Origin of the sequence: Mesorhizobium sp. B2-1-1, assembly GCF_006442975.2 — a bacterium.
Lineage (GTDB): Bacteria > Pseudomonadota > Alphaproteobacteria > Rhizobiales > Rhizobiaceae > Mesorhizobium.
This window is the reverse complement of the sequence record NZ_CP083954.1, coordinates 2,990,135-3,004,885: the sequence shown is the minus strand read 5'-3', so window position 1 is coordinate 3,004,885 and position 14,751 is coordinate 2,990,135. Positions and strand designations below refer to the sequence as shown.

Sequence of the window (14,751 nt, the reverse complement as noted above, 5' to 3'; positions counted from 1 at the left end):
ACGTAGACAGTTCTGGTCTTTCTCTGCCGAATCACTACATTCGGGGGCGATGTCCGGCTTTTCCGAAGACATGCCCTTTTTCGATGAACCCGATGCGCGGCCCACCGCCCCGTCGGGCATCGCCGCGCGCGCCATGGCTGCCCGCAGCGGCCACAACAACGCGCCCGACTATCTCAAGGGGTTGAACCCCGAGCAGCGGCTGGCGGTGGAAACCACCGAAGGTCCCGTTCTGGTGCTGGCCGGCGCCGGCACCGGCAAGACGCGCGTCTTGACCACCCGCATCGCCCACATCCTGGCGACCGGAAAAGCCTTTCCCTCGCAGATCCTGGCCGTGACCTTCACCAACAAGGCCGCGCGCGAGATGAAGCAGCGCATAGGCATCCTGATCGGCGAAGGCAATGTCGAGGGCATGCCCTGGCTCGGTACCTTCCACTCGATCGGCGTCAAGCTCCTGCGCAGGCACGCCGAGCTTGCCGGGCTGAAATCCGACTTCACCATCCTCGACACCGACGACGTCGTGCGGCTGATCAAGCAATTGATCCAGGCCGAGGGCCTCGACGACAAGCGCTGGCCGGCCAAGCAGTTCGCGCAGATGATCGACGGCTGGAAGAACAAGGGGCAAGGCCCGGCTGATATCGCCGAGGGCGATGCGCGCAGTTTCGCCAACGGCAAGGGCCGCGAGCTCTACAAGGCCTATCAGGAGCGCCTGCAGACGCTGAACGCCTGCGATTTCGGCGATCTGCTCTGCCACCCTATCCGCATCTTCCGCGCCAATCCGGACGTGCTGAAGGAGTATCATAAGCGGTTCAGATACATTCTCGTCGACGAGTACCAGGACACCAACACCGCGCAATACATGTGGCTGCGGCTCCTGGCGCAGCGGCCAAATAGCGGGCGTAGCGCGACGTCTACGGATTTGCATTCGGCCGAAGGCCGCAAGCCCGACCGGGCGTCCGAGCCTTTGCGAAGCCCCTCCCGCGACGCCGAAGGCGCGCAGAAAAGAGGGGTCGGGCCCGCGCCGGCAGGCGCGGAACAGCCCGTGAGCGAAAACAAAGTAAACATCTGCTGCGTCGGCGACGACGACCAGTCGATCTATGGCTGGCGCGGCGCGGAGGTCGACAACATCCTGCGCTTCGACAAGGATTTTCCCGGCGCCACCATCATCCGGCTGGAGCGCAATTATCGTTCCACCGCGCATATCCTCGGCGCCGCTTCGCACCTCATCGCCCACAATGAAGGCCGCTTCGGCAAGACGCTGTTCACCGATCGCGACGATCCCGAGGATGGCAAGGTCAACGTCCACGCAGCCTGGGATTCCGAGGAGGAAGCGCGCGCTGTCGGCGAGACCATCGAGGCTTATCAGCGCCAGAAGCACAATCTCAACGACATGGCGATCCTGGTGCGGGCGTCCTTCCAGATGCGCGAGTTCGAGGACCGCTTCGTCACGCTCGGTCTCAACTACCGCGTCATTGGCGGCCCGCGCTTCTATGAGCGCATGGAGATCCGCGACGCGCTTGCCTTCTTCCGCGTCGTCGCGCAAGGCGCCGACGATCTCGCCTTCGAGCGCATCGTCAATGTGCCCAAGCGCGGCCTCGGCGAAACCACCATCCGTCAGATCCACGACACGGCCCGCGCGCTGCGTGTACCGATGCTGGAAGCCGCTGCCAAGCTCGCCGAGAGCGATGAATTGAAGCCCAAGCCGCGCGCCGCATTGCGCGAGGTCGCCGCCAATTTCGAACGCTGGCAGAAGGCGCTGGAAACCACGCCGCATACTGAGCTCGCCGAGACCATCCTGGAAGAGAGCGGCTACACCGACATGTGGAAGAACGACCGTTCGGTCGAGGCGCCCGGCCGGCTGGAAAACCTCAAGGAGCTGATCCGCTCCATGGAGGAGTATGAATCGCTGCGCTCCTTCCTCGAACATGTCGCTCTGGTCATGGATGCCGAGCAGAACGCCGAACTCGACGCCGTCAACATCATGACGCTGCATTCGGCCAAAGGCCTCGAATTCGAGACCGTTTTCCTGCCGGGCTGGGAGGAAGGCCTCTTCCCGCACCAGCGCGCGCTGGACGAAGGCGGCCGTTCCGGCCTGGAGGAGGAGCGCCGACTGGCCTATGTCGGCGTCACCCGTGCCAAGAAGAACCTGCACATCTGGTTCGTCTCCAACCGCCGCATCCACGGCCTGTGGCAATCGACGATTCCCTCCCGCTTCCTCGATGAACTGCCTGAAACCCATGTCGAAGTCGCCGAAAGCGGCAACTCCTATGGCGGCTACGGCAATTCCTATGGCGGCGGCTCGTTCGCTTCCGGCCGGGGCGGCCGCCAGAACCCCTATGGCGCCTCGCGCTTCGACAATGTCGGCGCCGAAAAATCCGGTGCCTTCTCCAACAGCTACGCCACGCCGGGCTGGCAGCGGGCGCAGCAGAACCGCACCGAAGCGACCGATCGCAACTGGGGCTCGCGCTCCGGCCATCAGATCGAGCGCATCGGCTATGGCGAGACCGACAGCGGCTACGGCGCCGGCCGCACGAGCATCAAGGGCCGCACCATCGATGGCGAGTTGGTCGCCAAATCCGTCGCCGACACGCCGTCCCCCTTCAACGTCGGCGACCGCGTCTTCCACCAGAAGTTCGGCAACGGCAACATCGCGGCCATCGAAGGCAACAAGCTGACCATCGACTTCGACAAGGCCGGCCAGAAACGCGTGCTGGATGGGTTTGTCGCGGCTGTGTGAGAAAAAATGGACACTCACTCGCGTAAGGAGCTGGTCAAAAATCCTGAGGTTTTCTTGTGAAAATCGAAGTAGATTTTGACCCTAATTATGTTTGCGATTTCACAGCTAAAATTGATTGGAATGAATTCCAATAGCGTGGACGTCCGAAGTGAACGGAACTTTCGGTAGTCACCCGGGCCGGACCGCTCAGTCCACCTTCTTCTCTCCCGCCTCGCCAGCCTTGACGATATCTCCCGTCGTAAACAGGATTTCCTTCAGTTCCGCGCGCCAGTCCTGCTTCTGACGCAGCAGGAATTCGAGATCCATGCCGAAATGCTTGAACTCCTCGCCTTGCGCGTTCTTCATGATGGCGCGGGCCTGCGGGTCCTTCTCCACCGACATGCGCTGTTCGTACCAGGAGATCGCTTCCGCTTCCTCGATCAGCGAGGTGATCATGCGGGCGAAGGTTCGCACCTCCTGCGACAATTCTTCGGGCGGTTCGTGATACTGGTCGAAACCCATGTGGTCGTCCTCCCTCAATGGCTCGCAATGCGAGCAGGCACCGGCCGTCCCATGAATGCATGAGAGGTGCAGCGGGTTCCGGATCGCACCCACAATTCAGGACGATGAGAGGAATAAGCTATCTCACGATACCGGCGCCGCCCCGCCCTGTTCGGTGCGGCGCGCGATGAAATCATCGAGCACAGCTGATGTGGCAATAGCCGTCGCCGGCGGCTCGAAATCGGCGAGGATGCGCTTCCAGATACCGGTGGCGCGTTCGGTTGCGGTCTTGGAACCGGCCTGCGTCCAGTTGCCGAAATTCGACCAGTCGGCCACCAGCGGCTCGTAGAAGGCGGTGCGGTAGCGCGCCATGGTGTGACCTGCCGAGAAGAAATGGCCGCCGGGCTGCACTTCGGCGATCGCCTCGAAGCCGATGGCATCGTCGTCGCCGGGCGTGGCGGCGCACAGTTCAGCCACCGTCTGCAACGCCTCGATGTCGGTGACCAGCTTTTCGAAGGAAACGCTCAGCCCCCCCTCCAGCCAGCCGGCGGCATGGATGCACACGGTGGCGCCTGCCAGCACCGAGCCCCACAGCGCAAACTGCGTCTCATGCGCCGCCTGCGCATCGGAGATGTTGGCCGCGCTGCCGCCGCCCGAACGCCACGGCAGGCCGGTGAAGCGCGCCAGTTGGCCGGCTCCGAGCGTCGCCTTGATATGCTCCGGCGTGCCGAAGGCCGGCGCGCCCGATTTCATGTCGACATTGGAGGAGAAGGAGCCGTAGACGACAGGAGCGCCCGGCCGCACGATCTGCGCCAGCGTCAACCCGGCCAGCGCCTCGGCATGCTGCAGCGTCAGCGCGCCGGCCACCGTGATCGGGGCCATCGCACCCGCCAGGCAGAAGGGCGTGATGATCAGGACCTGGCCCGCCCTGGCGAAGTCGATGATGCCTTGCGCCATCGGGATGTCGAGCTGGCGCGGCGAATTGGTGTTGATGACGGTGTAGCAATGGGCGCCCGAGCGGAACTCGTCCTCGGACAGCCCGCGCGCCAACCTGATCATGTCGAAACTATCGTCGACCTGCGGGGTGCCGCGCGCGAAGATGAAGGGAAGCTTGTCCGACAGGGTCAGTTGCGCCCGGTTGACGGCGTAGTGGCGAAAACGGTTGTCGATGTCCTGCGGCTCGACGCAAGGTCCCAGCATGTGCAGCACGTCGAAATGCTGCACCAGCTTGATGAACTCCTCGAAGGCCGCCAGTGTGCCTGGTCGGCGGCCGCGTTCGAGGTCAGTGACGTTCGGCGCGCCGCACCCTGCCAGGAAGGTCATCGACCCGAGTTCCAGCGTCAGATCGCGGGAGCGGTCACCGGCATGGGTCTGGATCGATTTTGGCGCCGAGGCCAGTGCGGCCGCCACCATGTCGCGGCCGATCCGCACCATGTCGGTTTCGGGGTCGATCAGGGCGCCGGCGCGAGCGAGCAGGTCGCGCGCCTGCGGCAGCAGAACCTTGATGCCCAGCTCTTCCAGCACGCGCAGCGCCGTGTCGTGGATCGAGGCGACGTGGTCGTCCGAAAAGATTGGCTGCGGCAGGAACGGGTTCTTCAGAGAGCGGTAATTGGGCCGGCGGCTGCCCTCGCTGCCGGCCTCGCCGATGCGTCCTCGCCGGCGCTCGCGCCTGCCTTCGCGTGCCGCGTCATCGATCATCCCGAAACCTCCTCATTGCCGCATCGCCTTGCCCAAGGGATCGTAGGGCGAAGCCGGAATGACACGCGCCGGCCGCTCGGTGCCGACAATGTGCACGCAAAGCGCCGTTCCTTCCTCGGCAAAATCGTCATCCACCAACGCCAGCGCGACGCTCTTGCCGATCGTGTAGCCAAAGCCGCCGGAGGTGACGAAGCCGACGCGCCGAGCGCCGTGCCAGACCGGCTCGAAGCCGCTGGCGTCCGCGTCGACGGCATCGACTTCCAGCGTCACGATCCGTCGTGCAACACCGGCCTTGCGTTCCTTCAGCGCCGCCTCGCGGCCAATGAAATCGCCCTTGTCGAAAGCAATGAAGCGGTCGAGACCTGTCTGGCCGGGCGTGTAGCCTTGCGTGAATTCGCGCGACCAGATGCCGAAGCTCTTTTCCAGCCGAAGCGCGTTGAGTGCGTAATAGCCAATCTCGGCGAGGCCGAGATCCTCGCCGGCGGCAAGCAGCGTTTCGCGCAATGTGGCATGCATGGTGGCCGGGCAGTTGATCTCGAAGCCGAGCTCGCCGGCGATCGAAAGGCGAGCCATCCGCGCCCCCACCATGCCGATGTCGAATTCGCCGCATGCCATGAATGGCAAGGCTTTGGCGGAGATGTCCTGGTGCGTCGTGCGCTCGACGATCTTTCTGGCATTGGGGCCGGTGACCAGGAAGCCGGACATCGCATCTGAAATATCGGTGACGCAAACGCCTTCAGCCATATGCGCTTCGAACCAGCGCATGTGAAATTCGCGCAGATAGTAGGAGCCCATCAGCCAGTAGTCGCCATTGCCCCAGTTGAAGACGGTGAGATCGCCCTTCAGCCGCCCGTCCGGCCCGAGCATCGGCGCCAGCCTCGCCTGTCCCGCCTTCGGCAGCCTGCAGGCCAGCAGCCTGTCGAGCCAGGCCTCCGCGCCCGGTCCCGTGATCGCGTAGCGCGCATAGGCCGAGATATCGATGAGGCCGGCGGCGCGCCGGACTTGCAGCGCCTCGTCACCGACGATGTCGAAGGCGTTGGAGCGCCTGAGCGTCGTCTCCTCGCGGAATCCCATCGGCGCGAAATAGGCGGGGATTTCCAGCCCCCAGGAAGCCGTCCATTCGCAGCCCGCCGCACTCATGCCGTCATAGGCGCCGGGGCGTTTCAGCGGCCGGCCCGCAGGCAGCCGTTCGTTGGGAAAGGTCATGACGAAACGACGAGAATAAAACTGTCGCGTCGTCTGCCTGAGATATTCCCGGTTTGCGGCGAAGGCGCCGTAGCGGGCGATGTCCATGCCGAAAATGTCGGCCTGCGGCTCGCCGTAAATCATCCACTCGGCCAGCGACTTGCCGACGCCGCCGCCCTGGCTGAAGCCGGCCATGACGCCGCAGGCGACCCAGTAATTCTTCAGGCCGCGGACCGGCCCGACGATCGGATTGCCGTCCGGGGTGAAGGTGAAGGCGCCGTTGACCCATTTGCGGATGCCTGCCGTCGCCAGGCAAGGGAAGCGCTCATGCGCCTTGGCAAGTTCCGGGCCGATGCGGTCGATGTCTTCGGGGATGAGCTCGATGCCGTAATCCCACGGCGCGCCGTCCATGTTCCAGTGCTTCGGGTTCTGCTCGTAGACGCCGAGCAGCACGCCCTTGCGCTCCTGCCGCAGATAGGAAAAGCCGTCGAGATCGACGGCCAGGCCGATCTCCTTGTCGAGGGCAGCGACTTCCGGAATGTCCTCGGTGACGAAATAATGGTGCTCCATCGGCGTCACCGGCAGTTCAACCCCGGCCATGCGGCCAAGTTGCTTGGCCCACAGCCCACCGGCATTCACGACGTGCTCGGCGGTGATGGTGCCTTGCTCGGTGACCACGTCCCAATGGCCATCGGCCCGCGCCTTCAGCTCGACCACGCGGTTGCGCAGGATGACGTCGGCACCGCGCTTCCTGGCGGCACCAACATATGCATGCGTCGTGCCGTAGGGGTCGAGATGGCCCTCGTTGGAATCGTAGAGGCCGCCAAGCACGCCGGTGACGTCGACGATCGGGCAGATCGCCTTGATCTCATCAGGCGTCACCAGCCGGGCGGTTTCGATGCCGACCGACTGGAATACCGCCCAGGCCGATTTCAGCCACTCCCAGCGTGCCGGATCGCTGGCGATGTTGACGCCGCCGGTCATGTGCAAGCCGACGTCCTGGCCGGATTCGGCCTCGATCTCGCGGTAAAGGTTGATGGTGTAATCCTGCAGCGCGGCGACATTGGGATCGGCGTTGAGCGCGTGGAACCCTGCCGCCGCATGCCAGGTGGAGCCCGCCGTCAATTCGCAGCGCTCGATCAGCGCCACATCCGACCAGCCGAACCGCGCCAGGTGATAGAGCACCGAAGCGCCCACCACTCCTCCCCCGATGACGACTGCGCGGTAGTGAGACTTCAAGACTTCCCTCCCCGGACTGTCCGGCACCATATACGCACTGTACATAAGTGTCTAGTACTGCGAACAGCTCCTGGACGCTGTCGAACCTGTGTCGGAACGATCGATTTTCCGGCGCGGTCGCACTTCCCCAGCAGCGTCGCGGCGGGCCGCCCCGAATGCGTCACCAACTGTCATGCAAGCATCATGTTCGCGCCTTAGACCGCTTGGCGTGGGCACAAGCGGCCCTCCAGGGCGGCAGCCTCGCCGCCCCCAGGCAACCTCGGAATTCCGCCGTCCCGGCGCTTTGTCATCAAGGGGATATCCATGACGCATCTACGCTCATTCTCGTTGCGGCTGCTGGTCGCCGCGCTGGCGGCCTCGGCCGTTTCGCTGCCCGCCTTCGCCGACAGCTCGGCCAGCGTCGGCGGCGCCAGTTTCGTCAACAAAGGGCTGGTGGGGGTTGGCCGTATCCCGGCCGGCCAGCGCGACAGGTTCGGCGAGACCTTCGGCTCCGGCTCCGGCATGTCGATCGACACCGCGGGCTGGACGCATGATGCCGGCACCTACAAGGGTTCGCTGTGGCTACTGCCCGACCGCGGCTATAACGTCGTCGGTACCACCGACTACCGGCCGCGCCTCAACACGATCAACATCGAGTTCGCCCCGGTGGCGCCAGGTCTAGCGCCCGCGGCCGGCCAGGAGCAGACCGGCGTCAAGGCGACGCTCGCCGACACCATGCTCTTGACCGACGACAACGGTGCCGACGCCAGCGGTCTCGACCCGCTGAACGGCGTGCGTCCCGCCGCCGGCGACATGCCTGTCCTGCCGCGGGCCGACAATGGCAAGCTCGCGCTCGACAATGAGGCGATCGTGCGGCTGCCCGACGGCACCATGCTCGTCTCCGACGAATACGGTCCCGACATCTACCGCTTCTCCGCCGACGGCCGTCTGATGTCGGCGACCCAGCCTCCGGCCGCGCTCGTGCCGATGCGCCACGGCACGGCCAATTTTGCTTCCGACAATCCGGGCCCAGGTGCTGCCGAACCCGACCCAAAGGATCCCGAAACCGGCCGCCAGAACAATCAGGGCCTCGAAGGCATGGCAATGACGCCGGACGGCAAGTTCGTAATCGCGGTCTTGCAGTCGGCGACCCGGCAGGACGGCGGCGATTCGGCCTCGACGCGCCAGAACACCAGGGCGCTGGTCTATGACGCCTCCGATCTTGCCCATCTCAAGCTGGCACATGAATATGTCGTGCCGCTGCCGGTGTTCAAGGACGCCAAGGGCAAGACCAAGGTGGCTGCGCAAAGCGAGATCGTGGCGCTGTCGGACACGGCTTTCCTGATGCTGGCGCGCGACAGCGGCAATGGCCAGGGCCTGAAGGGCGAAGAGTCGCTGTATCGCAAGATCGACATTGTCGACCTTTCCGGCGCGACCGACATCGCCGGCGGTCCCTTCGATGCCGCCGACAAGCCGGTGGCGCCCAAGGGCGTGCTCGATCCGTCGGTGACGCCGGCAAGGCTGACGCCGTTCATCGACATCAACGACAAGGCCGAGCTTGCCCGCTTCGGCCTGCACAATGGCGCGCCCAATGACAAGGACAACCTCTCGGAGAAGTGGGAAGCGATGTCGCTGGCGAGCGTGCTCGATCCGAAGCTGCCCGACGACTATTTCCTGTTCGTCGCCAACGACAACGATTTCCTCGCCCAGGACGGTTTCCAGGTCGGCGCGCCCTACAAGGCCGAGGACGGCGCCGATGTCGACACCATGTTCCTTGTCTATCAGGTCACGCTTCCCGGCCTCGCCAGGAAGTAAGCATCTTGCAGCAGGCGCCGCCTGGCGCCTCCTGCCCGACAAGCTTGATCGGATGCACGACGGCGTGCTTTGCCCGCCGTCGCTCCTTTCGCAAGGGTGCATCCCGGTCGGGCCTGCGGTATCCTGCGTGCCGGACTCAAAAGAACCAGCTTTGCCGGATTGCCCGCCATGGATGAAAAGATGCCCGCGCGCCGGCGCACCGGTGACCTGACCAGCGGCCCCATTCCGCGCACGCTCCTGCTGTTCGCCCTGCCGGTGCTCGGCTCCAACGTGCTGCAATCGCTCAACGGCTCTGTAAACGCCGTCTGGGTCGGCCGCTTCCTCGGCGAATCCGCGCTCACCGCCACCTCCAATGCCAATCTGGTGCTGTTCCTCATCCTCGGCACCGTGTTCGGCATCGGCATGGCGGCCACCATACTGGTGGCGCAATCGGTCGGCGCCCGCGATCTCCCCGAGGCACGCCGCATCGTCGGCACCAGCGCCACCTTCTTCTTCTTCGTCTCGGTGCTGTTCGCCGTCTGCGGCTGGATCTGGGTAGACGCCATTCTGGGCGCGCTCGGCACACCGCCCGACGCCTTGCCGCTGGCGCGCTCCTATTTGCGCATCATCTTCGTGGCCGTGCCGATGATGAACCTTCTGTCCTTTGTGATGACGGTGCTGCGCGGCGCCGGCGATTCGCGCACGCCGTTCTTTTTCATGGCGCTCGCCGTCGTGCTCGATGTCATCTTGAACCCACTGCTCATCCGCGGCATCGGGCCGTTTCCAGAGCTCGGCATCGCCGGCTCGGCAACCTCGACGCTTGTGGGCCAGACAGTGAGCGTCATTGCCATCCTGATCGTGCTCTATGTCCGTAAGCACCCGCTGCGTCTGGCCGGCGCCAATCTGGCGCTGCTGCGGCCGGATCCCGCCTTGCTGCGCGTCGTCGTTTTCAAGGGGGTGCCGATGGGTTTGCAGATGATCGTGATTTCGGCCGCGGCCCTGACGGTGATGGGCATCGTCAATTCCTACGGTTCGCAGGTGGCCGCCGCCTACGGCATCGCCGCGCAGTTATGGACCTACATCCAGATGCCCGCGCTCGCCATCGGCGCGGCCGTGTCCTCGATGGCGGCGCAGAATGTCGGCGCCGGCCGCTGGGACCGCATCAGCCGCATCGCAGCGTCAGGCGTCGGCTTCAACCTGGTGCTGACCGGCGCTCTCGTGGCACTTCTATGGGTCTTCGACCGCTCGATCCTCAGCCTGTTCCTGAGCCGCGACAGCGCGGCGATAGACATCGCTGCTCACATCAACAACGTCGCGTCCTGGTCGTTCATCCTGTTCGGCGTCACCATCGTGCTGTTCGCCACTGTGCGCGCCACGGGCGCCGTGATGCCGCCGCTGGTCATACTGGTGATCTCGGTGCTGGTCGTGCGCACCGGCTTTGCCTATTTCATGCGGGATGTGATCGGCGAGGAAGCGCTGTGGTGGAGTTTCCCCGCCGGCTCGATCACCTCCCTGCTGCTGGCCGCAGCCTACTACCGTCTCGGCGGCTGGCGCACCCTGCACATGATCGAGAACAGGCCGGCCGCCGGCGAGCCGCCCGACACCGGGCTCGGCGTGCCGCGCCAGCGCGCGCATTTTTCCCCAGAGACGCCGAACGGCTGAAGCTGGCCGCTCTCAAGGCCTGTTTTTCAACCCAAAGCCCAGCGCGACCAGCGCAAACACGATGATCATGCCGGCGAACGCCAGGCTGGCCGCGATGGGGCTGGCATAGGTCGAGATGATGCCAATACCGATGACGGGCAAGGCATTGCCGATAAAGCAGCAGATGAAGAAGCTGGATACCACTTCGGCGCGGCGATCCTCCGGTGCGATCTCGTTCACCACCTGCAGGCTGCCACGATAGCCGAGTGCGGCCGTCACGCCGCAGCAGGCGGTGGCGGCGATCATCAGCGCCATCGACGCCAGCATCTGCGCCGCCACCACCATGAGGATGCTGGGAATCATCAACGCCAGCGCGGTCAGCATGGCCTTGCCGCTCTGCATTTGCTTCAGCGCTACGATGCTGAGCGCGGTGACGATCGCCAATTCGAAGAACAGCGCACCGGCGACAGCATGGTTCGTCTCATGCAGTTGCTGCGCCAGGATGCTTGGCGCCACCGCGGCATAGAAGCCGACCAGCGCCATGGCGCCGAAACCGGTCACCGCCGGCGCGACGAAGCGCGCGCGGATTTCATCCGGCACGGCAAAGTGCGGCCGCATGGAAATCTGCCCGAGGCCGCCAGGCTCCGCCACCGTTTCGCGTGTACGCCAGACCAGGATGGAGACGAATACAAGCGCCGCCAGATAGACGATGAAGACCAGGCGCAAGGGCCACGGTTCATACTGCGCCAACAATCCCGAGACGAGTGCGCCGAAACCGAGGCCCAGGAAATTGGTGCTGGTGGCAATGACGCTGGCGCGCGCCTTGTCAGCGCCGGGGAGAAGCTCGGCGATCCATGCCGTTCCGGTCCCCGCGCCGACACCGATGCCAAGCCCGCTCAGGACGCGCGCCACATCGAGCAGAACGACATTGTTGGCGAACAGAAAGACAAGCGCGCTGGCGATGGCGACGATCATGGCCGCGAGAGCGGCAGGCCGGCGCCCAACGACATCCGACGCGCCGCCCAACATCAGCAGGGCGCCGAGATTGCCGACGACATAGACCGCGTAGACCAGCGTTAGCGTGATCTGTGAAAAGCCGAATTGCTGCTTGTAGATGATGTACAGCGGCGTCAGCACCGTGCTGCCGGCAAACAGAACGGCGATCATTGTGGCGACCACCGGGATTGCGAGAGCCTCGCCGCCTGCTTCGTTGCGCGTATGCGCCAAGTCACGAATGGCCATGGCCAAACCTCTTCATCAGTTTCAGGGATCGCGACCTTAACGCGCCCTTACTCCCGACGTTCCGGCCGGCCGGCGGGCTCCTGACAGCATGACGGACGTTGTCTGGACCGGGAAACCCGTTGGCTGAACAGGCTCGTGTCGGAGCCGATGGTTCCGATCCGTCACGACATCCTGTCGTGTGACCCCGCTGCAATCCGTTATTTGCAGGAGAAACCTGGTGCGATCTTGCACTTCCCGGGACGCGGTTTGTGCGGTGGGCGATGGTGCGGAGGACGGTGCGGCCGATGCTGCCAGTGCGGCGGACCATGCGGCGGGCGCACGATGATCACTGGCGGGCGAACGACATGGGCCCGCGAGAGATAGCCGGAACTGGCCCAGCCGCTGAGGCCGCCGCCATGGATTCTGCACCAACCCGGCTGGCAGCCGGTGACGTTCACCCTGTAGCCGACTGGCAGCGTCCCCACCTTGGCATATCCCGCCCCGGGCCCGGAGCGCACGTTGAGGTTGGTGGTGGTGTGGGCGCTGTAGGCGAACGCGGCGGCCGACGTGCCGAGGATGGCGGCCAGAATGGTCGCGAGGCAGAGCAGAAATCGAAATCTCATCAGTCACTCCATTCGATCGCTCGGCCTTATGTGATTCAGCCGAGGCTGTCTTCGATGGAGGACTGTGGCAAGAAAAGTCAACAATTTGCCACAGCAAACCATTGCCGCGAGCCGGCCTGGCGGGAGAGTTTCCCCTGATATAGTTGAGAAATTCCCCGGATGGCGTTTATCGGCCTGACAACATCAGCTAACGATTTACCATCTTCAACGATCGACACCGGACATAGGGCGCAAATCATGGGCAAAGGCAGGGTCGAGGCATTCACCGACGGCGTCGTGGCCATCATCATCACCATCATGGTGCTTGAACTGAAGGTGCCGCATGGCGAGGATCTCTCGGCCTTGCTGCCGCTATGGCCGATCTTCTTCAGCTACGTGCTGTCCTTCATCAACGTCGGCCTTTACTGGAACAATTTGCACAATATGTTCCACACCGTGCAGCGGGTCGACGGCCGCGTGTTGTGGGCGAACCTCAATCTCCTGTTCTGGCTGTCGCTGATGCCGGTGACGACGGCCTTCATGGGCGAAAACCACTTCGCGCCGGTGCCGGTCGCCGTCTACGGCGCCGATCTTGCGCTGTGCGCCATCGCCTACTTCATTCTCGTCGTGACGCTTCACCGATTGCACGGCAACGATACGGCCTTTGCCAGGGCGATCGGCAACGACCGCAAGGGCAAGATCTCGCTTGTCGCCTATCTCTGCGCCATCCCGCTGACCTTCATCAGCCAGTGGATCGGCGTCGCGATCTATGTACTGGTTGCCCTGGTCTGGCTTGTGCCGGACCGGCGTTTCGCACGCGTGATCGAAAAATAGGGATCTATTCGCGCATCGCTTTCAGCTTCTCGGCCACCGACGCGGCAAGATCGGCGTAGCGCTCTTCCAGCCGTTCCGCCGCCTTGATGACCGCAAAGTCATGGCCGAACTTTTCCAGCGCCATGCGCAGCTTCTCGACGAAATCCGCCTGTTTTTCCAAGGCGGAAAACAGCGTCTTCACCTGTGCTTCGTTGATCTCGGGGTTTGCCAGCATCTGCGGCACTTCGCGGCTCATCTGATCGCCAATGGTGGTCTGCTGCTTCAGGATTTCGATCCAGTCCATCAATCGGGAAATCTCCTTTTTGCGAGGCACCATGCGCAGTCTCGGCTGGACCGGTCAACCCGCCCCAGCAGGCTGCTGAAGCGCAGCCAGGCGCGTGGAGGCTTGCGCCAGCCCGCTCCGGCGCTAAGTTCGGCGCCATCGCAAGAAGGAATCCGCCGCCCATGCTGACCGACGCAGAACTCCAGACCGCTTTGCCCGCGCTTGGTTCGGGCAATGCCGCCGTCATTACCGGTGCTGCCAGCGGCATTGGTCTTGCGGCCGCGAAGCGGCTGGCTCTCATTGGCATGAAGATCGTGCTCGCCGATATCGCCGGCCCGCGTCTTGAGGATGCGGCCCGTGTTGTTTCCGCGATCGCCGGCGACGATGCCGTGCTGGCCGTCGCCGCCGACGTTTCGAAGGCACAAGACGTGGATCGTCTCGCCGAAAGAGCCTTTGGCGCCTTCGGCAATGTGTCGCTGCTGATGAACAATGCTGGTGTCGGCAACAACCCGGGCAAGCCGTGGGAGAACCGCGACGCTTGGAAGCAGCTGCTGGACATCAATTTCTGGGGTGTCGTGCATGGCGTCGAAGCCTTCGTGCCCCGCATGCTGGGAGCCCGCCAGCCGGGTCTGATCGTCAACACCGGCTCCAAGCAAGGCATCACCACGCCGCCTGGAAACCTTGCCTACAACGTCTCCAAGGCCGGCGTGAAGACCTTTACCGAGGGACTGGCGCATGCCCTGCGCAACGAACCGGGTGCCCATCTGTCGGCGCATCTGCTGATCCCGGGCTTCACCTATACCGGCCTGACCGAGGGTGCGACCGAGAAGCCGGCCGGCGCCTGGACCGGCGAACAGGTCATTGATTTCATGCTGGAATCCCTGACAAAGCGCGACTTCTACATCCTGTGCCCTGACAACGAGGTGACGCGTCCGCTGGATGAGAAACGCATGGCCTGGGCGATCGGCGACATCATCGAAAATCGCCCTGCTCTGTCGCGCTGGCACCCCGACCACAAGGATGCCTTCGCGGCATTCATGAAGCAATGAGCATGTCCGAAAAATGAGAGCCGGTGTTCGGAT

At 64.0% G+C, this 14,751-nt stretch carries 11 protein-coding genes; 5 read left to right on the top strand and 6 right to left on the bottom strand.

Annotated elements, in window-relative coordinates; translation table 11 throughout:
- Positions 1-49 precede the first annotated feature (49 nt).
- Entirely contained in the window at positions 50-2,734 is a 2,685-nt protein-coding gene (locus FJ972_RS14700; RefSeq protein ID WP_140521191.1) for an ATP-dependent helicase, read from the top strand.
- 186 nt (positions 2,735-2,920) lie between these two features.
- Here FJ972_RS14700 and FJ972_RS14695 read toward each other — a convergent pair whose 3' ends face one another.
- The 3 genes from FJ972_RS14695 to FJ972_RS14685 form a co-directional block, all read right to left on the bottom strand.
- On the bottom strand, positions 2,921-3,235 hold the full coding sequence (locus FJ972_RS14695; RefSeq protein ID WP_140495272.1) for a hypothetical protein: 315 nt from the start codon (positions 3,233-3,235) through the stop codon (positions 2,921-2,923).
- A gap of 123 nt (positions 3,236-3,358) precedes the next feature.
- Positions 3,359-4,912 (bottom strand): trimethylamine methyltransferase family protein, encoded by a 1,554-nt coding sequence (locus tag FJ972_RS14690; RefSeq protein WP_140521192.1) that lies wholly within the window; start codon positions 4,910-4,912, stop codon positions 3,359-3,361.
- 12 nt (positions 4,913-4,924) lie between these two features.
- Positions 4,925-7,336 (bottom strand): GcvT family protein, encoded by a 2,412-nt coding sequence (locus tag FJ972_RS14685; RefSeq protein ID WP_140521193.1) that lies wholly within the window; start codon positions 7,334-7,336, stop codon positions 4,925-4,927.
- Positions 7,337-7,639: 303 nt separating this feature from the next.
- On the opposite strand from FJ972_RS14685, the gene FJ972_RS14680 reads away from it, so the two are divergent.
- Positions 7,640-9,130: an esterase-like activity of phytase family protein gene (locus tag FJ972_RS14680; protein ID WP_140521194.1), complete on the top strand. Its 1,491-nt coding sequence runs from the start codon at positions 7,640-7,642 to the stop codon at positions 9,128-9,130.
- Positions 9,131-9,298: 168 nt separating this feature from the next.
- Complete coding sequence (locus FJ972_RS14675; protein ID WP_140521195.1) at positions 9,299-10,771, top strand: MATE family efflux transporter; 1,473 nt, start codon at positions 9,299-9,301, stop codon at positions 10,769-10,771.
- 12 nt (positions 10,772-10,783) lie between these two features.
- Here FJ972_RS14675 and FJ972_RS14670 read toward each other — a convergent pair whose 3' ends face one another.
- Both FJ972_RS14670 and FJ972_RS14665 read right to left on the bottom strand, forming a co-directional pair.
- On the bottom strand, positions 10,784-11,992 hold the full coding sequence (locus FJ972_RS14670) for an MFS transporter (RefSeq protein ID WP_140521196.1): 1,209 nt from the start codon (positions 11,990-11,992) through the stop codon (positions 10,784-10,786).
- Between the two features lie 197 nt (positions 11,993-12,189).
- Positions 12,190-12,594 (bottom strand): SH3 domain-containing protein, encoded by a 405-nt coding sequence (locus FJ972_RS14665; protein ID WP_140521197.1) that lies wholly within the window; start codon positions 12,592-12,594, stop codon positions 12,190-12,192.
- A gap of 237 nt (positions 12,595-12,831) precedes the next feature.
- Here FJ972_RS14665 and FJ972_RS14660 point away from each other — a divergent pair, with 237 nt between their 5' ends.
- Entirely contained in the window at positions 12,832-13,407 is a 576-nt protein-coding gene (locus FJ972_RS14660; RefSeq protein ID WP_140495258.1) for a TMEM175 family protein, read from the top strand.
- Positions 13,408-13,411: 4 nt separating this feature from the next.
- Here FJ972_RS14660 and FJ972_RS14655 read toward each other — a convergent pair whose 3' ends face one another.
- The gene (locus tag FJ972_RS14655) at positions 13,412-13,693 is read right to left on the bottom strand and encodes a hypothetical protein (RefSeq protein ID WP_140521198.1); all 282 of its coding nucleotides are present in this window, start codon (positions 13,691-13,693) and stop codon (positions 13,412-13,414) included.
- A 158-nt stretch (positions 13,694-13,851) separates the two neighbouring features.
- Between FJ972_RS14655 and FJ972_RS14650 the strand changes: the two genes are divergently transcribed.
- Positions 13,852-14,718, top strand: coding sequence for an SDR family NAD(P)-dependent oxidoreductase (locus tag FJ972_RS14650; RefSeq protein ID WP_140521199.1), 867 nt, complete (start codon positions 13,852-13,854; stop codon positions 14,716-14,718).
- Positions 14,719-14,751 lie beyond the last annotated feature (33 nt).

Excerpts from the sequence above, each read along its gene's own strand:
- FJ972_RS14650 (WP_140521199.1), top strand. The coding sequence starts at position 13,852 with ATGCTGACCGACGCAGAACTCCAGACCGCTTTGCCCGCGCTTGGTTCG.
- FJ972_RS14690 (WP_140521192.1), bottom strand. The coding sequence starts at position 4,912 with ATGATCGATGACGCGGCACGCGAAGGCAGGCGCGAGCGCCGGCGAGGA.
- FJ972_RS14680 (WP_140521194.1), top strand. The coding sequence starts at position 7,640 with ATGACGCATCTACGCTCATTCTCGTTGCGGCTGCTGGTCGCCGCGCTG.
- FJ972_RS14670 (WP_140521196.1), bottom strand. The coding sequence starts at position 11,992 with ATGGCCATTCGTGACTTGGCGCATACGCGCAACGAAGCAGGCGGCGAG.
- FJ972_RS14675 (WP_140521195.1), top strand. The coding sequence starts at position 9,299 with ATGGATGAAAAGATGCCCGCGCGCCGGCGCACCGGTGACCTGACCAGC.
- FJ972_RS14665 (WP_140521197.1), bottom strand. The coding sequence starts at position 12,594 with ATGAGATTTCGATTTCTGCTCTGCCTCGCGACCATTCTGGCCGCCATC.
- FJ972_RS14695 (WP_140495272.1), bottom strand. The coding sequence starts at position 3,235 with ATGGGTTTCGACCAGTATCACGAACCGCCCGAAGAATTGTCGCAGGAG.
- FJ972_RS14700 (WP_140521191.1), top strand. The coding sequence starts at position 50 with ATGTCCGGCTTTTCCGAAGACATGCCCTTTTTCGATGAACCCGATGCG.
- FJ972_RS14660 (WP_140495258.1), top strand. The coding sequence starts at position 12,832 with ATGGGCAAAGGCAGGGTCGAGGCATTCACCGACGGCGTCGTGGCCATC.